24 protein-coding genes are annotated in these 20145 nt (G+C 69.4%); 13 read left to right on the plus strand and 11 right to left on the minus strand.

Features of this window, described 5'->3' with window-relative positions; translation table 11 throughout:
- Positions 1-41: 41 nt before the first annotated feature.
- Positions 42-1163 carry a peptidoglycan bridge formation glycyltransferase FemX gene (gene femX, locus ACZ7FF_RS10560; protein WP_470811152.1) on the minus strand — a complete coding sequence of 374 codons (1122 nt, stop codon included), beginning with the start codon at positions 1161-1163 and terminating at the stop codon, positions 42-44.
- 182 nt (positions 1164-1345) lie between these two features.
- Complete coding sequence (locus tag ACZ7FF_RS10565) at positions 1346-1657, minus strand: hypothetical protein (protein WP_470811154.1); 312 nt, start codon at positions 1655-1657, stop codon at positions 1346-1348.
- Positions 1658-1921: 264 nt separating this feature from the next.
- Between ACZ7FF_RS10565 and rpsF the strand changes: the two genes are divergently transcribed.
- From rpsF to rplI, 4 genes are all read left to right on the plus strand, one after another.
- Positions 1922-2212 carry a 30S ribosomal protein S6 gene (rpsF, locus tag ACZ7FF_RS10570; protein WP_009189556.1) on the plus strand — a complete coding sequence of 97 codons (291 nt, stop codon included), beginning with the start codon at positions 1922-1924 and terminating at the stop codon, positions 2210-2212.
- 75 nt (positions 2213-2287) lie between these two features.
- Complete coding sequence (locus ACZ7FF_RS10575) at positions 2288-2875, plus strand: single-stranded DNA-binding protein (RefSeq protein WP_470811156.1); 588 nt, start codon at positions 2288-2290, stop codon at positions 2873-2875.
- 57 nt (positions 2876-2932) lie between these two features.
- Entirely contained in the window at positions 2933-3169 is a 237-nt protein-coding gene (gene rpsR, locus ACZ7FF_RS10580) for a 30S ribosomal protein S18 (RefSeq protein WP_003949403.1), read from the plus strand.
- 18 nt (positions 3170-3187) lie between these two features.
- The gene (gene rplI / locus ACZ7FF_RS10585) at positions 3188-3634 is read left to right on the plus strand and encodes a 50S ribosomal protein L9 (protein WP_470811157.1); all 447 of its coding nucleotides are present in this window, start codon (positions 3188-3190) and stop codon (positions 3632-3634) included.
- 98 nt (positions 3635-3732) lie between these two features.
- Here rplI and ACZ7FF_RS10590 read toward each other — a convergent pair whose 3' ends face one another.
- The gene (locus ACZ7FF_RS10590) at positions 3733-5070 is read right to left on the minus strand and encodes an MATE family efflux transporter (protein WP_470811158.1); all 1338 of its coding nucleotides are present in this window, start codon (positions 5068-5070) and stop codon (positions 3733-3735) included.
- Between the two features lie 482 nt (positions 5071-5552).
- Between ACZ7FF_RS10590 and dnaB the strand changes: the two genes are divergently transcribed.
- Both dnaB and ACZ7FF_RS10600 read left to right on the plus strand, forming a co-directional pair.
- A complete protein-coding gene (gene dnaB, locus ACZ7FF_RS10595) occupies positions 5553-7031 on the plus strand; it encodes a replicative DNA helicase (protein WP_470811160.1) in 1479 nt (492 codons plus the stop codon).
- Positions 7032-7083: 52 nt separating this feature from the next.
- On the plus strand, positions 7084-8469 hold the full coding sequence (locus ACZ7FF_RS10600) for a serine hydrolase domain-containing protein (protein WP_470811162.1): 1386 nt from the start codon (positions 7084-7086) through the stop codon (positions 8467-8469).
- A gap of 70 nt (positions 8470-8539) precedes the next feature.
- Here the strand turns inward: ACZ7FF_RS10600 and ACZ7FF_RS10605 are convergent, their stop codons facing one another.
- Together ACZ7FF_RS10605 and ACZ7FF_RS10610 are read right to left on the minus strand one after the other, a co-directional pair.
- Entirely contained in the window at positions 8540-8992 is a 453-nt protein-coding gene (locus tag ACZ7FF_RS10605; protein WP_470811164.1) for a GNAT family N-acetyltransferase, read from the minus strand.
- Between the two features lie 9 nt (positions 8993-9001).
- Positions 9002-9460 carry a MarR family winged helix-turn-helix transcriptional regulator gene (locus tag ACZ7FF_RS10610; RefSeq protein WP_470811165.1) on the minus strand — a complete coding sequence of 153 codons (459 nt, stop codon included), beginning with the start codon at positions 9458-9460 and terminating at the stop codon, positions 9002-9004.
- Between the two features lie 142 nt (positions 9461-9602).
- Here ACZ7FF_RS10610 and ACZ7FF_RS10615 point away from each other — a divergent pair, with 142 nt between their 5' ends.
- A complete protein-coding gene (locus tag ACZ7FF_RS10615; protein WP_470811167.1) occupies positions 9603-10811 on the plus strand; it encodes an MFS transporter in 1209 nt (402 codons plus the stop codon).
- A 100-nt stretch (positions 10812-10911) separates the two neighbouring features.
- Positions 10912-11331 carry a GlcG/HbpS family heme-binding protein gene (locus ACZ7FF_RS10620; RefSeq protein ID WP_470811169.1) on the plus strand — a complete coding sequence of 140 codons (420 nt, stop codon included), beginning with the start codon at positions 10912-10914 and terminating at the stop codon, positions 11329-11331.
- A 67-nt stretch (positions 11332-11398) separates the two neighbouring features.
- On the opposite strand, the gene ACZ7FF_RS10625 is transcribed toward ACZ7FF_RS10620, so the two are convergent.
- Positions 11399-12265 (minus strand): GNAT family N-acetyltransferase, encoded by an 867-nt coding sequence (locus ACZ7FF_RS10625; protein WP_470811171.1) that lies wholly within the window; start codon positions 12263-12265, stop codon positions 11399-11401.
- Between the two features lie 422 nt (positions 12266-12687).
- Between ACZ7FF_RS10625 and ACZ7FF_RS10630 the strand changes: the two genes are divergently transcribed.
- Positions 12688-13950: a globin domain-containing protein gene (locus ACZ7FF_RS10630; protein WP_470811173.1), complete on the plus strand. Its 1263-nt coding sequence runs from the start codon at positions 12688-12690 to the stop codon at positions 13948-13950.
- 5 nt (positions 13951-13955) lie between these two features.
- Here the strand turns inward: ACZ7FF_RS10630 and ACZ7FF_RS10635 are convergent, their stop codons facing one another.
- The 5 genes from ACZ7FF_RS10635 to ACZ7FF_RS10655 all read right to left on the minus strand — a co-directional run bounded on the left by ACZ7FF_RS10635 (position 13956) and on the right by ACZ7FF_RS10655 (position 17794).
- Positions 13956-14438: an NUDIX domain-containing protein gene (locus ACZ7FF_RS10635; protein WP_470811175.1), complete on the minus strand. Its 483-nt coding sequence runs from the start codon at positions 14436-14438 to the stop codon at positions 13956-13958.
- 124 nt (positions 14439-14562) lie between these two features.
- Positions 14563-15468: a LysR family transcriptional regulator gene (locus ACZ7FF_RS10640; RefSeq protein ID WP_470811177.1), complete on the minus strand. Its 906-nt coding sequence runs from the start codon at positions 15466-15468 to the stop codon at positions 14563-14565.
- Between the two features lie 256 nt (positions 15469-15724).
- Positions 15725-16870: a cystathionine gamma-lyase gene (locus ACZ7FF_RS10645; protein WP_470811179.1), complete on the minus strand. Its 1146-nt coding sequence runs from the start codon at positions 16868-16870 to the stop codon at positions 15725-15727.
- Positions 16867-17409 carry a low molecular weight protein-tyrosine-phosphatase gene (locus ACZ7FF_RS10650; protein ID WP_470811181.1) on the minus strand — a complete coding sequence of 181 codons (543 nt, stop codon included), beginning with the start codon at positions 17407-17409 and terminating at the stop codon, positions 16867-16869. Before ACZ7FF_RS10650 ends, ACZ7FF_RS10645 begins: the two co-directional genes overlap by 4 nt.
- A 7-nt stretch (positions 17410-17416) precedes the next feature.
- Entirely contained in the window at positions 17417-17794 is a 378-nt protein-coding gene (locus ACZ7FF_RS10655) for a phage holin family protein (RefSeq protein WP_470811183.1), read from the minus strand.
- A 59-nt stretch (positions 17795-17853) separates the two neighbouring features.
- Between ACZ7FF_RS10655 and ACZ7FF_RS10660 the strand changes: the two genes are divergently transcribed.
- The 4 genes from ACZ7FF_RS10660 to ACZ7FF_RS10675 all read left to right on the plus strand — a co-directional run bounded on the left by ACZ7FF_RS10660 (position 17854) and on the right by ACZ7FF_RS10675 (position 20140).
- On the plus strand, positions 17854-18171 hold the full coding sequence (locus ACZ7FF_RS10660) for a cupin domain-containing protein (protein WP_470811185.1): 318 nt from the start codon (positions 17854-17856) through the stop codon (positions 18169-18171).
- A gap of 136 nt (positions 18172-18307) precedes the next feature.
- On the plus strand, positions 18308-18520 hold the full coding sequence (locus tag ACZ7FF_RS10665) for a DUF5326 family protein (protein ID WP_470811186.1): 213 nt from the start codon (positions 18308-18310) through the stop codon (positions 18518-18520).
- 198 nt (positions 18521-18718) lie between these two features.
- Positions 18719-19603, plus strand: coding sequence for an IclR family transcriptional regulator (locus ACZ7FF_RS10670; RefSeq protein ID WP_470811188.1), 885 nt, complete (start codon positions 18719-18721; stop codon positions 19601-19603).
- A 99-nt stretch (positions 19604-19702) separates the two neighbouring features.
- A complete protein-coding gene (locus tag ACZ7FF_RS10675) occupies positions 19703-20140 on the plus strand; it encodes an SsgA family sporulation/cell division regulator (RefSeq protein WP_470811189.1) in 438 nt (145 codons plus the stop codon).
- Positions 20141-20145 lie beyond the last annotated feature (5 nt).

Consider the following 20145-nt stretch of genomic DNA (forward strand, 5'->3'; position numbering starts at 1 on the left):
TGTGAGAGCTGTGAAGCTCTATGGAACCAAACGCCCGCGGCTCAGCGGCGCGACATGTAGATGTCGAGCGCCTTGTGGAGCAGCTTGTTGAGCGGGAAGTCCCATTCGCCGAGGTACTCGGCGGCCTGTCCGCCCGTGCCCACCTTGAACTGGATGAGGCCGAACAGGTGGTCCGTCTCGTCCAGCGAGTCGGAGATGCCGCGCAGGTCGTAGGCGGTGGCGCCGAGCGCGTAGGCGTCGCGCAGCATCCGCCACTGCATGGCGTTCGAGGGACGGACCTCACGGCCGATGTTGTCGGAGGCGCCGTAGGAGTACCAGACGTGCCCGCCGACGATCAGCATCGTCGCCGCGGACAGGTTCACGCCGTTGTGGCGGGCGAAGTACAGCCGCATGCGGTTCGGGTCCTCGGAGTTGAGGGCCGTCCACATGCGCTGGAAGTACGACAGCGGGCGGGGCCGGAAGTGGTCGCGCACGGCCGTGATCTCGTACAGCCGCTGCCACTCGGCCAGGTCCTGGTAACCGCCCTGGACGACCTCGACGCCGGCCTTCTCGGCCTTCTTGATGTTGCGCCGCCACAGCTGGTTGAAGTTCTTGTGGACCTCTTCCAGGGACCGATTCGCCAGCGGCACCTGGAAGACGTACCGGGGCTGCACGTCACCGAAGCCGGCGCCGCCGTCCTCGCCCTGCTGCCAGCCCATGCGGCGCAGCTTGTCCGCGACCTCGAAGGCGCGCGGCTCGATGAAGTCGGCCTCCATGTCGCGCAGGCGCTTCACGTCCTGGTCCTGGATGCCCCTCTTGATGGTCTCCGCGTTCCAGCGGCGGATGATCACCGGCGGGCCCATCTTCACGGAGAAGGCGCCCTGCTGCTTGAGGTGCGCCAGCATCGGCTGGATCCAGTCGTCCAGGTTCGGCGCGAACCAGTTGATGACCGGGCCTTCGGGGAGGTACGCCAGGTAGCGCTTGATCTTGGGCAGCTGACGGTAGAGGACCAGGCCCGCACCGACCATCTCGCCCGTGCGCTCGTCGAACCAGCCGAGGTTCTCCGAACGCCACTCCGCCTTCACGTCGGCCCAGGCCGGGACCTGCATGTGGCTCGCCGACGGCAGGCTCTGGATGTAGGCCAGATGCTGCTCTCGGCTGATGGTCCTCAGGGTCAGGCTCATGTCGGGGCGCTCCTCGGGCTGGTGTGTCCCCATGGGTACAGGGGCTCCGGCTCTCGCGCCGAAGCCTACTGCGCCTTTCGAGCGCCCCGACTGGGCGTACGGCACCTTCGCCCCGGCCTGCGGGCCGCCGGGGAGTCAGGGGACGTCGGAGAGGGCGCTGTGCGGACGGGTGCCGGGGGTGGCTAGAGGAGCCCGCCGAACAGCCCGCCGTTCGACATGCCGATGAGAAGACCGATTCCCGAGGCGCCCAGCCCCAGCACCAGCCCGAAGCGCTCGCGCGTCGTCACCGAGATCCACTGCCCGTACGCGCCCACGAAGATCCCCACCAGGCCGGTCCACGAGGTGAGCAGGTGGAGGCCGGGGAAGAAGGCCGTGATGAAGGACGTCAGTCCGAGGGCCAGCGTCACCGCCATCAAGGCGTCCTGGAGCGGATGGGGCTTGCCGTCAGTGGCGAGTAGGGATCCGGCGGTATTGGGCTGCAATGCCTGTGCCATGGGGCACCTCCTGCGGAAGGCGGCGCATCGTAGCGCCGTACACACCCGACGTGTACAGATTGACGGCCCTCACGGCCGGATTTCAACCGGAAGCGGGTGTGCGGGTAGTCTGTACCCTCTGCACTGGTGTCTGCCCAGATCCGCGCCAGGGATTCCCGTCGGGATCCCTGATTGTCAGTGGCGGCCGATACCGTTGCGTACGCATCACAACCCTCCTGCCACGGAACGACCGTGGCCGCTGAGTCCAAAGGAGGTGGGTTCCACATGCGTCACTACGAGGTGATGGTCATCCTCGACCCCGATCTCGAGGAGCGTTCGGTCTCCCCGCTGATCGAGAACTTCCTGTCGGTCGTCCGTGACGGCGGCGGCAAGGTTGAGAAGGTCGACACCTGGGGCCGTCGTCGTCTCGCCTACGAGATCAAGAAGAAGCCCGAGGGCATCTACTCGGTCATCGACCTGCAGGCCGAGCCTGCGGTCGTCAAGGAGCTCGACCGCCAGATGAACCTGAACGAGTCGGTCCTCCGGACCAAGGTCCTCCGCCCCGAGACCCACTGAGCTCTCCAGCTCAGCTGATCTCGGGATTCGAGTAGCAGCAAGCAGCCAGCAGCAAACCCGCCGAGAGGTTCCCCCATGGCAGGCGAGACCGTCATCACGGTCATCGGCAATCTTGTCGATGACCCCGAGCTGCGCTTCACCCCGTCCGGTGCGGCGGTCGCGAAGTTCCGCGTCGCGTCCACTCCTCGCACCTTCGACCGCCAGACGAACGAGTGGAAGGACGGCGAAAGCCTCTTCCTGACCTGCTCGGTCTGGCGTCAGGCGGCGGAGAACGTCGCCGAGTCGCTCCAGCGAGGCATGCGCGTGATCGTGCAGGGCCGGCTGAAGCAGCGGTCCTACGAGGACCGTGAGGGCGTCAAGCGCACGGTCTACGAGCTGGACGTCGAGGAAGTCGGCCCCAGCCTGCGCAATGCCACGGCCAAGGTCACCAAGACCGCCGGTGGTGGCGCTCGCGGTGGCCAGGGTGGCTACGGCGGCGGTGGCGGCCAGGGTGGCCAGGGCGGCGGCTGGGGCGGAGGCTCCGGCGGCGGTCAGGGCGGCGCTCCGGCCGACGACCCGTGGGCTTCCGGCGCTCCCGCCGGTGGCAACCAGGGCGGCGGCGGCTGGGGCGGAGGCTCCGGCAGCGGCGGTGGCGGCGGCTACTCGGACGAGCCCCCCTTCTAAGCCTTCGGGCCGAGGGTGGGTCGTACCCAAACTTCTTGATCACACAGGAGAAACACCATGGCGAAGCCGCCTGTGCGCAAGCCGAAGAAGAAGGTCTGCGCTTTCTGCAAGGACAAGGTCACGTACGTGGACTACAAGGACACGAACATGCTGCGGAAGTTCATTTCCGACCGCGGCAAGATCCGTGCCCGCCGCGTGACCGGCAACTGCACGCAGCATCAGCGTGACGTCGCCACGGCCGTGAAGAACAGCCGTGAGATGGCGCTGCTGCCCTACACGTCCACCGCGCGCTAAGGGAAGGGTGACCGACTAATGAAGATCATCCTCACCCACGAGGTCTCCGGCCTCGGTGCCGCCGGCGAAGTCGTCGACGTCAAGGACGGTTACGCTCGCAACTACCTGATCCCGCGGAAGTTCGCTATCCGCTGGACCAAGGGTGGCGAGAAGGACGTCGAGCAGATCCGTCGTGCTCGCAAGATCCACGAGATCCAGACCATCGAGCAGGCCAACGCTGTGAAGGCCCAGCTCGAGGGCGTCAAGGTCCGCCTGGCCGTCCGCTCCGGCGACGCCGGTCGTCTCTTCGGTTCCGTCACCCCGGCCGACATCGCGTCCGCGATCAAGGCTTCCGGTGGCCCCGAGGTCGACAAGCGTCGCATCGAGCTCGGCACGCCGATCAAGACCCTGGGCGCCCACGAGACGTCCGTGCGTCTGCACCCCGAGGTTGCCGCCAAGGTCAACATCGAGGTCGTCGCGGCCTGACCGCTGCGCTCGGTTTGAGCAGCTCTGAAAGGGGCCGCACCCTTCGCGGGTGCGGCCCCTTTCGCATGAGCGGGTTCGGCGTGTTTCACGTGAAACGGTCAGCGGGTCGCGCCCGTCACGATCCAGTGGCCGAAGCGGGAACGCAGCCACAAGGTCAGCATCCGCACCGTCATCATCAAAATCATCGCCGCCCAGAGCGCGGTGAGGCCGCCACCGAGAACCGGGACGAGCAGCGCCACCGGGGCGAAGACGCCCAGCGTGACCAGCATGGCCCAGGCGAGATACGGCCCGTCGCCGGCGCCCATCAGAACGCCGTCCAGGACGAAGACCACGCCACAGATCGGCTGGGAGAGCGCCACCATCAGCAGCGCGGGCAGTGCCGTGTCCTTCACCAGGGAGTCGCTGGTGAACAGCGGCAGGAAGAGTGGCCGGGCCGCCACCACGAGCAGGCCGAGCACGACTCCGGTCGTGATGCCCCACTCGACCATCCGCCGGCAGGCCTGGCGTGCGCCCTGGGCATCGCCCGCACCGAGGTAGCGGCCGATGATGGCCTGCCCCGCGATCGCTATTGCGTCGAGCGCGAAGGCCAGCAGGCTCCAGAGGGACAGGACGATCTGGTGGGCGGCGATGTCGGCGTCACCGAGATGAGCGGCGACGGCGGTGGCGATCATGAGGATCGCCCGCAGCGAGAGAGTGCGGACGAGGAGCGGAACGCCTGCCTGGGCAGAGGCCCGGATACCGGTGGTGTCCGGGCGGAGAGAGGCCCCGTGCCGATGGGCTCCGCGGACGACCACGGCCAGATAGACGGCCGCCATGCCGCACTGTGCGATGACCGTGCCCCAGGCCGAGCCGGCGATGCCGAGTCCCGCGCCGTAGACGAGTCCGGCGTTGAGTACTGCGTTGGCGACGAAGCCCGCGACGGCGACGCAGAGCGGGGTTCTGGTGTTCTGCAGGCCACGCAGCACACCGGTGCTGGCGAGGACGATGAGCATCGCCGGGATGCCCAGTGATGAGATGCGCAGATATGTCGTGGCGTAGGGAGACGCGGTCGCGGAGGCGCCGAAGAGGTCCACGATGCCGGGAGCCAGCGGCAGTACGACGGCGATGACGGCGACTCCGAGGAGCAGCGCCAGCCAGATGCCGTCCATGCCCTGGCGGATGGCGGCCTGGAGATCACCCGCACCGACGCGGCGGGCCACGGCGGCCGTGGTGGCGTAGGCGAGGAAGACGAAGACACTCACGGCGGTGGTGAGAAGGGCGGAGGCGACGCCGAGACCGGCGAGTTGGGCGGTCCCGAGATGGCCGACGATCGCACTGTCCGCCATGACGAAGAGAGGCTCGGCGACGAGAGCACCGAAGGCCGGTACGGCCAGCGCGACGATCTCTCGGTCGTGCCGCCGGCGGGTGGCCTCGGGTATCGCGGGAGCCTGTGTCATGAGCACTAATCTAATCGTCCACAGGTAAGAGATACAAACGAGTTGCACCCCTTACCTGAGCTCCGGCCACGTGTCCTTTCGCATACCGTTCGACGCGATCTTGGTCCGAGTGGGGAAGTTTTTCTTCTGCACAGCCGGTGGATGCCAAAGCGGCAGGTCAGAAGCTTGCTTGAGTGGCGATCGAGGGCTTGTTCACAGGGCTGTCCACCGGGTCGTGCACAGGTTTCGGGGAGTTCTCCACAGCATCGGGGCCGTCGTCCACATGGCCTGTGGATAACCAGATTGGCTGACGGTGCCGAGGGGCCTACCGTTGTCCGGCGCCCGCTCCTTCCCCCCGGCCTCGGAGACGTCGTTTCCGCAGCTTGGGAAACGGCACAAAACCGACGCGCCAGAAGCGGAGTTGGGCCTCTCAGTTGTCAGTGTCGTGCCGTACAAAAGAGGACACGGCGAGGTCCGCCGTGCCGACGGGAGGAGGTGGCTCGGTGAGCATTTCCGAGCCCTTGGACGATCCGTGGGCCGACAGTGGACCCAGTGATCGTCTGCCCGCTTCCCGTCGCCGCAGCGACGGTGGCCGGGGTCGTGACGAGCAGCACGACCGGGGCCGGGAGAACAGCTCCTGGGACGGCGGCGGTTCGTCCTTCGAGCGGGTTCCGCCGCAGGACCTCGACGCCGAGCAGTCGGTGCTGGGCGGCATGCTGCTGTCCAAGGACGCCATCGCCGACGTCGTCGAGATCCTCAAGGGCCACGACTTCTACAAGCCCGCCCACGAGACGATCTACCAGGCGATCCTGGACGTCTACGCCAAGGGCGAGCCGGCCGACCCGATCACCATCGCCGCCGAACTCACCAAGCGCGGCGAGATCAACAAGGTCGGCGGCGCCGCGTATCTGCACACCCTCGTCCAGACGGTGCCGACGGCGGCCAACGCCGAGTACTACGCGGAGATCGTCCACGAACGCGCCGTCCTGCGCCGCCTGGTCGAGGCCGGCACCCGTATCACGCAGATGGGATACGCGGCCGACGGAGACGTGGACGAGATCGTCAACAGCGCCCAGGCCGAGATCTACGCCGTCACCGAGCAGCGCACCAGCGAGGACTATCTGCCGCTCGGCGACATCATGGAGGGCGCGCTCGACGAGATCGAGGCGATCGGCTCGCGCAGCGGTGAGATGACGGGCGTGCCCACCGGGTTCACCGACTTCGACTCGCTCACGAACGGTCTCCACCCGGGCCAGATGATCGTCATCGCGGCCCGTCCCGCCATGGGTAAGTCGACCCTCGCCCTGGACTTCGCCCGGGCCGCGGCGATCAAGAACAACCTGCCGAGCGTCATCTTCTCGCTCGAAATGGGCCGCAACGAGATCGCGATGCGTCTGCTGTCCGCCGAGGCCCGGGTCGCCCTGCACCACATGCGGTCCGGAACGATGACCGACGAGGACTGGACCCGGCTCGCCCGGCGCATGCCGGACGTCTCCGCGGCCCCGCTCTACATCGACGACTCCCCGAACCTGTCGATGATGGAGATCCGGGCCAAGTGCCGCCGCCTGAAGCAGCGCAACGACCTGAAGCTGGTCGTCATCGACTACCTCCAGCTGATGCAGAACGGCGGCTCCAAGCGGGCCGAGAGCCGTCAGCAGGAGGTCTCGGACATGTCCCGTAACCTCAAGCTCCTCGCCAAGGAACTGGAGATCCCGGTCATCGCGCTGTCACAGCTCAACCGTGGCCCCGAGCAGCGCACCGACAAGAAGCCGATGGTCTCCGACCTGCGTGAGTCCGGCTCGATCGAGCAGGACGCCGACATGGTCATCCTGTTGCACCGCGAGGACGCGTACGAGAAGGAGTCCCCGCGCGCGGGCGAGGCCGACCTGATCGTGGCCAAGCACCGAAACGGCCCCACGGCCACGATCACCGTCGCCTTCCAGGGCCACTACTCCCGCTTCGTGGACATGGCCCAGACCTGATCCACGGGGAAACGGATTCGACGGACGTCGTCCCAGCCGGTGGACTGGGGGCATGACGACACCTCAGGAAGCGCTGCTCCCCGCGACACGACGTGCACTGCTGCACCGGATCGCCGTCGCCCAGGCCGAAGGGCGGGCGCCGTCACTGGTCGCCGCCGTCGTGCGCGGCGGACGGGCCGTGTGGCACGGGGCGCGGACCTCGGTGGACGGACACGGCCCGGACGAGAGAGTGCAGTACAGGATCGGGTCCATCACCAAGACCTTCACCGCCGTTCTGGTGATGCGGCTGCGCGACGAGGGCGTGCTCGACCTCGGTGACCCGCTGGAGAAGCATCTGCCGGGCACCGGTGCGGGGGAAGCGACGATCGCCGAACTGCTCGCGCACACCGCCGGGTTGGCGGCCGAGTCGCCCGCACCCTGGTGGGAGCGGACGCCCGGCTCCCTGCGGCCCGAACTGAGCGATGTGCTCGGCAAGCAGCCGCTCCTGCACCCCGTCGGCAGGCGGCACCACTACTCCAACCCCGGCTACACGCTGCTCGGCGCTCTGGTGGAGGAGTTGCGCGGCGCCCCCTGGGAGGAGGTGCTCCGCGCCGAGATCCTGGTGCCGCTCGGTCTGCACCGTACGAGCGCCCAGCCGCAGGCCCCGCACGCGGGCGGGTGGGCCGTGCATCCCTGGGCCGACGCGCTGCTGCCCGAGCCGCTGGAGGACCTGGGCCGGATGGCGCCGGCCGGTCAGCTGTGGTCGACCACGGGTGACCTGGCACGGTTCGCCGCGTTCCTCGCCCGCGGCGACGAGCGGGTGCTGGGCGCCGAGTCGGTGCGGGAGATGCGGACGCCCGCGGCACCCGCCGAGCCGGCCGATGTGCTGGACGGGGCCGCCTACGGCCTCGGAATGCAGATCCTGCGCCGCGAAGGCAGGCTTCTCGTCGGTCACTCCGGTTCGTTGCCGGGCTTCCTGGCGAACCTCTCCATCAGCGTGGACGACGACGTGGCGGCTGTCGTGCTCGCGAACTGCACCAACGGACCGCTGCTGGGTGCGGTGGGCGCCGACCTGGTCCGGATCGTCGCCGAGGCCGAACCGCGAATCCCCGAGCCCTGGCGGCCGCTGGGCGTGGTCGATCGGGCGGTGCTGGAGCTGGTGGGGCAGTGGTACTGGGGTACCAACGCCTTTGGCCTGCGGGCGACAGCCGACGGGTTGCTCGCGCTGGGCCCACTGACCGGTGGCGGGCGTCGCTCCCGGCTTCGGTCGAACGGCGACGGCACCTGGACCGGACTCGAGGGCTACTGGGCCGGGGAGATCCTGCGGCCCGTTCGGGGCGCCGACGGCTCCGTGAGCCACCTCGACCTCGGCTCGTTCGTCTTCACGCGGCAGCCCTACGACCCCGACGCTCCGGTGCCCGGTGGAGTGGACCCGGACGGGTGGCGGGGCCTCGGCTAGAACGTAGAGGGTGGGGGTGTTTCACGTGAAACACCCCCACCGCTTGATCCGCCCGGCACTGGCCTGTACGTCAGAGCTGCAGCTTGAAGCCCTCGTGCGAGGCGCTGAATCCAAGCCGCTGGTAGAAGCGGTGGGCGTCGGTGCGCGACTTGTCGGACGTCAGCTGCACCATGCGGCAGTCGAGCCTCCGGGCGGTGTCGACGGCCCACTCGATGAGCAGGCTGCCCAGGCCGCTGCCGCGTTCGTCGGCGTGGATGCGGACGGCCTCGATGAGCGCCCGCGTCGCACCCTTGTGGGACAGCCCGGGAATGATCGTGAGCTGCAGTGTCCCGACCAGACGCCCCTCGCGCACGGCGACGACCAGATGCTGGTTCGGGTCCGCCTCCAGACGCTTCAGCGCCGCCCGGTACGGGGCCAGGTCGCCGGGTGACTCGCGCCGGGCGCCCAGTGCGTCGTCGGCGAGCATCGCGACGATCGCCGGCAGGTCGTCGGTCGACGCCGCTCGTATCTCCAGATCTCCCATGGCCGCACCCTATGCGGGGACGTTCAGGGACTCCACGACTCGAACCAGCGGAGCCAGTTCGGGGTTCCTGGACGCCTCGTCCAGGGCCTCACGGAGAGCGGCGTCATTGGTGGGCCGCGCCTCCTCGAGCAATTGCAGGCCCGCCTCGGTGACGTTGGTGTAGATGCCACGCCGGTCCGTGGGACACAGGTAGCGCTCCAGCAGGCCGCGGTCCTCCAGGCGGGTCACCAGGCGGGTGGTGGCGCTCTGACTCAGGACGACCGCGTCGGCCACCTGCTTCATCTGCAGGTGCCCGCCCTCGCCGTCGTGCTGCCGGCTCAGGACGTCGAGCAGCGAGTACTCGCGCACGCTGAGGTCGTGCCCGGCTTGGAGGGCGCGCTCGATGTGCGCCTCGATCCTTCCGTGCAGCGCAGAGAGGGCGCACCAGCCTTGGGCGAGGGCGGTGAGCGCGGGGTCCGTCGCTGTCATGGGGTTCTCCTCCGTCCCGGAGTGGCTGCATCAAGGGTAGAGCACTTCCGCAATTGTCAGCGCTTGCAAGTAGCCCGCGTCTGCAATTATTGTGAACGCACGCAAAGCGCTCCTGCAATCATCTGGGAAGGTGTACCCCCACATGCCTCTCGCGCTTCTGGCCCTCGCGATCGGGGCCTTCGGAATCGGCACGACCGAGTTCGTGATCATGGGCTTGCTGCCCGAGGTCGCGGGCGACTTCGGGGTCTCCATCCCCACGGCGGGCCTGCTCGTCACCGGCTACGCGCTCGGCGTGGTCATCGGTGCTCCGCTGATGACCGTGCTCGGCACCAAGGTCCCGCGCAAGCGGATGCTGATGCTGCTCATGGGCCTCTTCATCGCCGGAAACCTGCTCTCCGCGCTGGCCCCCACCTTCGCGGTCATGCTGATCGGCCGAGTGATCGCCTCGCTCGCGCACGGAGCCTTCTTCGGTATCGGCTCCGTCGTCGCTGCCGAGCTGGTCGCGCCCGACAGGAAGGCCGGCGCCATCGCCATGATGTTCACCGGTCTGACCGTCGCCAATGTCGTCGGCGTACCGCTGGGCACGATGATCGGCCAGCATGTCGGCTGGCGCGCCACCTTCGCGGTCGTCGCCGCTCTCGGCATCGTCGGTCTCGCCGGCATCGCCAAGCTGGTGCCCGAGCTGCCCCGGCCCGAGGGCGTGCACCTGCGGCACGAGCTGGCCGCCTTCAAGAACACTCAGGTGCTGCTCGCCATGGCGATGACGGTCCTCGGCTTCGGTGGCGTCTTCGCGGCCATCACCTACATCGCCCCCATGATGACCCACATCGCCGGCTTTGCCGGGGGCTCCGTCACCTGGCTGCTGGTCCTCTTCGGTCTCGGCATGGTCGGCGGCAACCTCGTCGGCGGCAGGTTCGCCGACCGCGCCCTGATGCCGATGCTGTACGTCTCCCTGGGCGCCCTGGCCCTCATCCTCGCCCTCTTCACGGTCACCGCGCACAACAAGCTCGCGGCCGCCGTGACCATCGCCCTGATCGGAGCCTTCGGCTTCGCCACCGTCCCGCCGCTGCAGAAGCGCGTCCTCGACCAGGCGCACGGCGCGCCCACCCTCGCGTCGGCCGTGAACATCGGCGCCTTCAACCTGGGCAACGCGCTCTCCGCCTGGCTCGGCGGCCTCGTGATCTCGGCCGGCCTCGGCTACACGGCCCCCAACTGGGTCGGCGCCGCCCTCGCCGCTGCCGCCCTGGTCCTCGCCGCCCTCTCGGCGGCCCTGGAGCGGAGGGACGGCACACGCAGCACCGTCATCGCCTCCGGCGCGCCCGCCGACCAGCGGACGGCCGTCCACCACTGAGCCGCCCGGGCCACCGCATCGTCAACTCGGTCGCCCAGTCGTCCGTACCGGATCCGCGGTACGGAGCACCCCACACACACAACATCCGAGGAGACCCTCCATGAGCACCACCGCCGTCGCCCCGCTCACCATCGAGGACGCCGAGCTGCTCGTCGCCACGGCCCGCCGGGCGGCCGAGGAGGCGGGAGTCACCGTCAGCGTCACCGTCCTGGACGCCGGCGGCCATCTGCTCGCCTTCCGCCGCGACGACCGGGCGGTGCTGATCTCCGGTGAGACCAGCACCCGCAAGGCCTACACCGCGCTCCAGCTGAACACCCCCACGGCCGAGCTGGTCGACGCCGTCCAGCCGGGCGGCCTCTTCTACACCCTTCCCACGGCCCTCGACCGGCCCCTGCTGTTCATCGCGGGCGGTGTCCCCGTCCACCGTGACGGCCGGCTGATCGGCGCCATCGGCGTCGGCGGCGGCGCGCCGGAGCAGGACCACGGCTTCGCCGCCGCGGCCGTACAGACACTCGTCTGAGCACCCTGGGACGGACCGCCGGCCCCACCGCTTCGAGCGGAGTGGCCGGCGTTCGGCGTGGGGCGATTCAGCCGGCTGCCACCGTCAGCGGGGCGAACCGACGTGTCCAGTCCCCCGGGAGGTCCGTGATGCCGTAGGTCATCACCGAGTTGAACGCCACGGAGGCCAGGCCACGTGCCTTGACCCACGTCAGCAGCTCCTCGTGGCGCACGTCGATGTCGGTGCGCAGCGGACGGTCCGTGAGGGCCGCCAGCGAGGCGATGAGCGCCTTGGCGGTCTCCGTGTCCCGGGCGATCAGCGGGCCGACGACGTGGGTGTCCATGTTGGGCCACGCAGCCGTGTAGCCGATGATCCGGCCTCCCTCCTCTGCCACCCGCAGCTGGTCGGCGAAGGCGGGCAGCCGGGTGATGAGGGGCGTGCGGTCGGTGCCGAACACCTCCTCGTCCAGCCGCAGGATGGAGGGAAGGTCCTCCGCGGTGGCGGCCCGCGTCAGCACCTCGGACTCCGCCCCGCCGGGGGCGAAGTGGCCCATGACCATCTCCGCGCGTCCCGTCACCTTGAAGCCCAGTTCCTCATAGAGAGGGCGGCCGTTGGCCGTGGCGTGCAGGGTCAGTGGAGTGGTTCCCATGGCCGACACCACGTGTCGCATCAGGCGGCGTCCGACGCCCTGACGAGCGTGACGCCCGGCCACCAGAACCATGCCGACGGCGCCGAGATCCGGCCGCTCCCACGGTCCGTACTCGGTGACCACACACGTGGCGACAAGACCCCCCTGAGGGTCATCGATCCCGAAGCCCTTCCCGGCGGAGAGAAGGAGCCCCCACTTGTGTTCCTCCCGTGGCCACCCCCGATCTTCGGACAGGTCGGCGCAGGCGGTGAGATCGCGCAGCGTCAGACGGCGGATGGACAGAGCGGAGAGGGGAGGAGTTGGCACGCAGGTCAGGCTGTCCGAACGGCACCCCCGGCGTCCACCCGTTTCCATGCAGCCGCACGCGCTTTTGGCCATGTCGTAGCCATCCGCACAGCTTGTGGACAGCCGTGCGTGTTTCACGTGAAACATCGGTCGTGATGAGTCGCGAATGAGTGAACTGTGCTCGCTCCTAAGGTAGTTGAGGGCCTCGGTGGTTCGTCCTCCGGTCGGGTCATGAGGGAGGGGCCGGGGGCCTTGTGTGCCTGGCCGTGGCCGGTATGGTCGGTTCCGGTTCGCGCGCGGGATCGCATGCACGCTCCCGCGCGGCCTGTGAGCCAGGCCGAGGGTCTGACGGAACGGAGAGATCGAAAACCCGGGGGACAGCGTGCACGCCTCCGAGCGGGGTATGCAGACCGACCGAGAGATGTTCGAGGCGAGGGCACACCATGGACGCTCCGACCACCACGTCGGGGGATAACGGCATGTCGGACGGGGGCGGCTGGTTCACGCCGCGCAAAGAGACCTCGGCTCCGTCTCCGGACGGCGGCCAGGAACACGTGCCCGTACAGCGACCGGCGCAGGCTGCCGCCCAGGCCTCGTCGGACGCGCTGCTCATCCGTCGCACGATGACCGAGATAGGTCCCGTCGCCGACGAGGTCACCTCCTACTTCTATGCGCTGCTCTTCGTCCGCCACCCCGAGCTGCGATCACTCTTCCCGGTCGCCATGGACGTCCAGCGGGACCGTCTGCTGAAGGCACTTCTCGTGGTGGCCGAGCACTTGGACGACACTCGGGTCCTCGTCGACTATCTGCGGAGTCTGGGCCGTGGCCATCGCAAGTACGGCACGCACGCGGGGCACTATCCGGCCGTGGGCGAGTGCCTGATCGGTGCGCTGAGTGCCTACGCCACCGCCGTCTGGGGTCCGGAGACCGAGGCTGCCTGGGTACGGGCGTACACGACGATGTCCCAGGTCATGATCGACGCGGCAGCCGCGGACGAACTGCGTGCCCCGGCCTGGTGGCAGGCCGAGATCGTCAGGCACGACCTGCGGAGGCCCGATGTCGCGGTCCTCACCGTCCGTCCGGACCAGCCGTATCCCTTCCGCGCCGGGCAGTACACGAGCGTCGAGACGCGGTGGTGGCCCAGGGCATGGCGGCACTACTCCTTCGCCTCCGCGCCACGCTCGGACGGTCTGCTGACGTTCCATGTGAAGGCCGTCCCGGCGGGCTGGGTCTCCGGTGCGCTGGTGCGCCGTGCGCGGCCGGGAGACGTCATACGGCTCGGCCCGCCCGTGGGCTCCATGACCGTCGACCACAGCACCGACAGCGGGCTGCTCTGCCTGGGCGGCGGCACCGGCATAGCCCCCATCAAGGCCCTCGTGGAGGATGTCGCCGAGCACGGCGAACGCCGGCCGGTCGAGGTGTTCTACGGTGCCCGAACCGATCACGACCTCTACGACATCGACACCCTGCTGCGGCTCCAGCGGAGCCACTCCTGGCTGTCGGTCCGGGCCGTCGTCGACCAGCAGGACCATCCCCGGCTCCCCGAGGCGGTACGGACTTCCGGGCCCTGGAACGAGTACGACGCCTACCTCTCGGGCCCGCCCGGCATGATCCGCAGCGGGGTCGGCGTACTGCGCGACATCGGCATTCCGCCGAGCCGCATACGGCACGACGCGGTAACGGACCTGCTGGTGGCCGGCGCCTGAGCGCGCTACCCCAGATCGGGAGCGTGCATGGCGCGCACGCCCTCGATGTTGCCGTCCAGGTAGTGGCGCAGCGACAGCGGGACGAGGTGGACGGAAGCGATACCGACACGGGTGAACGGGATCCGTACGATCTCGTACTCGCCGATCGGCTCGTCCACTTCCGGTCCGTGGCGCAGGGACGGATCCATGGACTCCAGCCTGCAGACGAAGAAGTGCTGCACCTTCACGCCGGTCGCGCCGCCGTCGTCGCCGATGTGCTCCACGGTGTCCACGAAACACGGCACCACGTCGGTGATCTTGGCGCCGAGTTCCTCGTATACCTCCCGGTGCAGAGCGTCCACGACGGTCGAATCACCGGGTTCGACCCCGCCACCGGGGGTGACCCAGTAGGGATCGACACCGGGCTTGGTGCGCTTGATGAGGATCAGGTCGTCACCGTCGAGGAGAACGGCACGGGCGGTGCGCTTGACCACGGGTCGGACGGTCATGGGAGAAATGTGGCCCGGCTGGTTCCACGTGAAACATCGCAAAGCGCCACCGCGTGACCGCAGTGCGTGCCCGCCCGCCGAAGCTGCCTGCCCGAAGCGCGTTCACCCTCAGGCCTACGAGGGTTCAGCACCAGGTCGCGGCCGACCTCAGGAGCCACTCATGAGCCCGCGCCACCGGCGGCATGGCGAGCGTGCCGGTGCGCACCGCCAGGAAGTACGTGCGCAGGGGCGGCACCGCCGGGTCGTACAGGGACACGACCGTGCCGCGATCGAGGGCCGGGGCGCAGAGGTAACGGGGCAGAACCGCAAGGCCGGCGCCCGCGACGGCGCAGGCCAGCACGGCCCGCAGATCGGGGACGATGACCGTGCCCGAGGCAGCCGGGCGGGAGTCGAAGACGGAGGCCCAGTAGCGCGACACGAAGGGCAGCGACTCGTGGACCTCGACGACGGGCAGATTCTCCAACGCCGGCGCCCCCTTCAGCCGCAGCGCGTTCGCGCCGATCCGTTCCGCCCAGCGGGGGGCGGCGACCAGCACATGCTCCTCGTCGCAGAGCGGAGTCGCGGTGAGCAGGGCGCCGCGCGGCCGGGCGGTACTGATGGCCAGATCATGGTGCCCGGCGGCCAGTCCCTCGAGAACCTCGTCCGCGGTGCCGAAGGAGGCGCGGAGCGCGAAGCCGTGTCCTTCCTCCCCGGTCAGCACCGTGAGAGCGGGCAGGGCCCGTTCGGCGGTGAACTCCGGCGGTCCGGCGAGATGCAGCGTCCTCAACGAGGACTCGTCGTCCAGTCCGCTCTCGGCTATCTCCACCAGGGCGTCGAGATGGGGCGCGGCCTTGTGCGCGAGTTCGTCGCCGATGCTCGTCGGGGTCACCCCGCGGGCTTGGCGGAGGAAGAGGGGCTTGCCCAGCTGGCGTTCGAGCGTGCGTATCTGCGAGGTGACGGCGGGCTGGGAGAGGCCCAGCAGGGCCGCGGCGCGGGTGAAAGAGCCGGCCCGGTGCACGGTGACGAAGGTGCGCAGCAAGGCCAGATCCATGGCGTGACTCTCCCCTGTCCCTGCCCTCCTCCGGCCCCCAGGCAGGCGTCAACTATAAATAAGTCGATAGGTCTCTGTCGCTAGCGTGATTGGACACTGACGCAGAGTCAACTAGCCTTGTTCGCGCGGTTCTTCGCGCGCGGAACCGTAGGCGGTCCGAGCCACGAGGGGGGAGGCTCGGACCGTCCCGCGTTCTCGGCCCGCGGACGCGTTGTCACCCGGCGGCTGCTCCTCACCTGGTGGAAGCGCCCCCGGCTCACGCGCCGGACTCGTCCAGGGCGCGCAGGACGTCCGCCACCAGGTCCTCGGGGTCCTCGGCGCCGACGGACATGCGGATGAAGCCCTCCGGGACCGCGTCCCCGCCCCAGCGGCCACGCCGCTCCGCCGTGGAGCGCACCCCGCCGAAGCTCGTCGCGTCCTCCACCAGGCGCAGGGCTTCCAGAAAACGCTCCGCACGCGCGCGCGTGGGCAGAGTGAAGGAGACGACGCAGCCGTAGCGGCGCATCTGCCGCGCGGCGACCCCGTGCGAGGGATCGCCCGGCAGTCCCGGGTAGCGGAGTCCGGCCACCTCCGGCCGCTGCCGCAGGGCCTCCGCGACGGCGAGCGCGGTGGCGTTCTGCCGGTCGACGCGCAACTGGAGCGTGGCGATGGACCGGTGTGCCAGCCAGGCCTCCATGGGCCCCGCGATCGCCCCGACGATCTTCCGCCAGCGGCGCACGGCGGCCATCGCCTCCGCGTCCCGGCCGGCGACGTAGCCCAGCAGGAGGTCCCCGTGCCCGGTCAGCTGCTTGGTGCCGCTGGCCACGGAGAAGTCGGCGCCCAGCTCCAGCGGGCGCTGCCCGAGCGGGGTGGCGAGGGTGTTGTCGACGGCCACCAGGGCGCCCTGCGCGTGCGCCGCGGCCACCAGACGCCGGATGTCGCACACGTCGAGGCCGGGGTTCGACGGGGACTCGATCCACAGCAGCCGGGCGCCGTCGAGGACGTTCAGCTGGGCGTCCCCGCCGGTGGGCGCGGTGCGCACCTCGACGCCGAAGGCCTCGAGCTGGGCACGGACCAGAGGCAGCGCCTGGTAGCCGTCGGACGGCAGCACGACCGCGTCCCCCGCGCGCAGCTGGGAGAACAGCACGGCGGAGATCGCGGCCATGCCCGAGGCGAACACCAGCGTCTCGACGTCCCCCCGTCCGGGCGCCTCCAGTTCGCCGATGGCGCTCTCCAGCAGCGTCCAGGTCGGGTTGTCGTCACGGCCGTAGGAGTACGGTCCCGTCACCTCGCCCGGCAGATGGAAGTGCGCGGCGAAGACGGGCCCGGGCAGGGTCGGCTCGTGCTTGACCGGTTCGGGCAGGCCGGCCCGTACCGCGCGCGTGCCGTCGCCGGTGGGGCGCTCGTCCCTGGCGTCGCTCATGCGGCCCGTCCCTCCAGGTGTGCCCGTACAGCGGCGAGCAGCCCGGTGCTCGCCTCCTCCACCATCTCCAGACACTCCTCGAAGCCGTCCAGGCCGCCGTAGTACGGGTCCGGTACGTCGAGGTCGTCTCCGGCCGCCCCGTCCGGGGCGGGGGAAGCGCCGGCCGGGGCGTCGGGGTCGGGTGAAGGGCGGCCGTACGAGCGCAGCAGGCGGACCTTGCGCGCGTCCTCCTCGGTGGGCGCCAGACGGCGCAGGGCCTTGAGATGGCCGGTGTCCAGGGCGATCACGAGGTCGAGGCGGGCGAACCACGACGGCTGGAACTGGCGCGCGACGTGGTCGCAGTCGTAGCCGTGCGCGTCGAGTACGGAGACGGCGCGCGGGTCGGCGCCCTCGCCCTCGTGCCAGCCGCCGGTGCCGGCGCTGTCGACCGCCACCCGGTCCTCGAGCCCGGCCTCCGCCACGCGCGCGCGGAGGACGGACTCGGCCATGGGCGAGCGGCAGATGTTGCCGGTGCACACGAAGCAGACGCGGTAGGTCATGACGTGCTCAGTCCTCGTCGGGCAGGACGATGTGCAGCGCCCAGGACACGATCGAGATGATCAGGCCGCCGATGACGGCCGTCCAGAAGCCCTCCACATGGAAACTCAGATGGAGTTTGCCGCAGACCCAGGAGGTCAGCAGCAACATCAGCGCGTTGACGACAAGAGTGATCAGGCCGAGGGTCAGAATGAACAGCGGGAAGGTGAGCACCTTCAAGATCGGTTTGACCAGCCAGTTCACCAGGCCGAAGATCAACGCGACCACGATCAGGGTGCCGGCCTTCTTGGCGGTGCTCGTACCGGTCAGGGTGATCTTGTCGAGCAGCCACACGGCGACAGCCAGGGCGCCTGCGTTGGCGATCGTCTTGACTACAAAATTCTTCATGTGTCTGATCGTGGCAGACCGGATCGGCAGCGGGCAGTGAGACGAGGGCGGCAAGGGCGATGAAGGCATTCCGGCTGGACGAACTGGAGGCGGAACGGGCCGCCAACGAGGGTGCCTACCTGCAGTTCCTGCGGGAGCGGAACATGTCGGTCGGTCTGTACGCGCTCGACGCGGGCGAGCACGACCCGCAGAAGCCGCACAACCAGGACGAGGTGTACTTCGTCGTCAGCGGCCGGGCGTCGATCACGGTCGGCCTGGAGACGACCGAGGTGGCGCGCGGCAGCGTCGTGTACGTCCCCGCGGGGGTCGCGCACAAGTTCCACCACATCAGCGAGGATCTGAGGGTCCTGGTGCTCTTCTCTCCGCCCGAGGCGTGAGCCCCGACCTCGGGGTTCCCTAGGGGACGCGTCAGGGGAGGACAAGGGCTGCGAGGCCCCCGCGGGGCCCCTCGGCGGCCCTAGCATTCGAGTGCAGGACATCGACAGCGCACGAGAGACGAAAAGGACGAGGGCGATGCGAGAGATCTTCGCGGGACTTCCGTGGTGGGTGAAGTGGGTCGCGGTGCCGGTCATCGCCCTGGTCGTGTTCGGCGGCCTGATAGCGACCGTCATCGGGTTCGTGATCGGGCTTCTGTTCAAGGCGCTGATCTTCGTGGCCCTGGTCGGCGGACTGATCTACATCGTCCGCAAGTTCATGTCGAACTCCTCGTCGCGCAGCGACTGGTGAGGAACGCGGGAGCCGGTGACCGATGAGGTGTCGCCGGTTCCCTCGGGGGAGGGAAGTTTCCCCGTGAGACCGTCTGCACGCGGTGGTGGGCGGTTAGAGTCCGGAACTCCCCACGGGGTCCGGCTCCGTGGGTGGCGCAGACCCCCATCCGTGCTCTTTCCCTCGCACGGGCTGCCCCTCGCGCTTCGGGAGTACCCCTTGGCCACGGTCGACACCGCACCCGCCGAACCCCACGCACCCTCGGCTCCGACACGCCCCTGCAAACCCCCCGTCCAGCGGCCGCCCACCGTGGCCGTCCAGGGCCGGCCGCACCCCGACGCGGCGGGACCGTCGTCCGCGGCGACCCTCATCGGCTCGGTACAGCGCGCCATGCGCCTGCTGGAGACCGTCGCCGCCCATCCGTACGGCGCCCCCGCCAAGCAGCTCGCCCGCGAGACCGGCCTGGCCCTGCCGACGACGTACCACCTGCTGCGCACCCTCGTGCACGAGGGCTATCTGCGCCGGGAGAGAGGGCTGTTCTTCCTCGGCGAGGCGGCCGAGCGGCTGAGCAGCAGCGGGGCGCAGCAGAAACGTCGCAGCACGGTGGCCGACACGCTCGCCCACTGGCGCGATTCCATCGGTGCGCCGGTGTACTACGCGACGTACCGCGACGGGGAGATCGAGGTCGTCTGCGTCGCGGACTCCCGCGAGGCCCCCGCGGCCGAGGAGTGGGCCGACTTCCGTGAGACCGGCCACGCGCACGCCATCGGCCAGTGCCTGCTCTCCCAGCTGGACGAGGACGCCCGGCGCGATCACCTCGCCCGCTATCCGGTGCAGGCCATCACGCCGTACACCGTGCGGGACAACGACGCCCTGCTGCGGCGGCTGGCCCGGACGCGCCGCATGGAGCCGGTCGTGGAGCGCCAGGAGTACGCGCTCGGCACGGTCTGCGCGGCGGTCCCGATCACGGTCGGTACGACCGCGGCCAGCATCGCGCTCTCGCTTCCCGCCCACCAGGCCGACCGGCTGCTGCCCGCGGCCCACTGGTTGCAGGCCGAGATCGGGCGCCGCTTCGGGTCTCACACACTCTCTATCAGTATCTGAAAACTTACTCCTTGTGATCTGCTGTGCACTTTCAGCAAGATTTGACCACGGTCAGAGGGATCAATCCCGGCCAGTCGACGTCATACGACGGGGTAGGCGATGCGCGAGTCCGTACAGGCAGAGGTCATGATGAGCTTTCTCGTGTCGGAGGAGCTCTCCTTCCGCATTCCGGTGGAGTTGCGCTACGAGACCGGTGATCCCTACGCCGTGCGGCTCACCTTCCATCTGCCCGGCGATGCCCCGGTCACCTGGGTCTTCGGGCGTGAACTGCTGATCGACGGGGTCGGGCGGCCGTGCGGGGAGGGGGACGTGCGCATCGCCCCCGTCGAGGCCGAGGTGCTGGGCGAGGTGCTGATCAGGCTTCAGGTCGGCGCCGACCACGCCCTCTTCCGCTCGTCGGCGCCGCCGCTCGTGGCCTTCCTCGACCGTACGGACAAGCTGGTGCCGCTCGGTCAGGAGGGTGCGCTGGCCGATTTCGACGCGCATCTCGACGAGGCCCTGGACCGGATCCTGGCCGAGGAGCAGAGCGCCGGCTGAAGCGT

The sequence above is a fragment of the Streptomyces sp. NPDC037126 genome, from assembly GCF_055605965.1.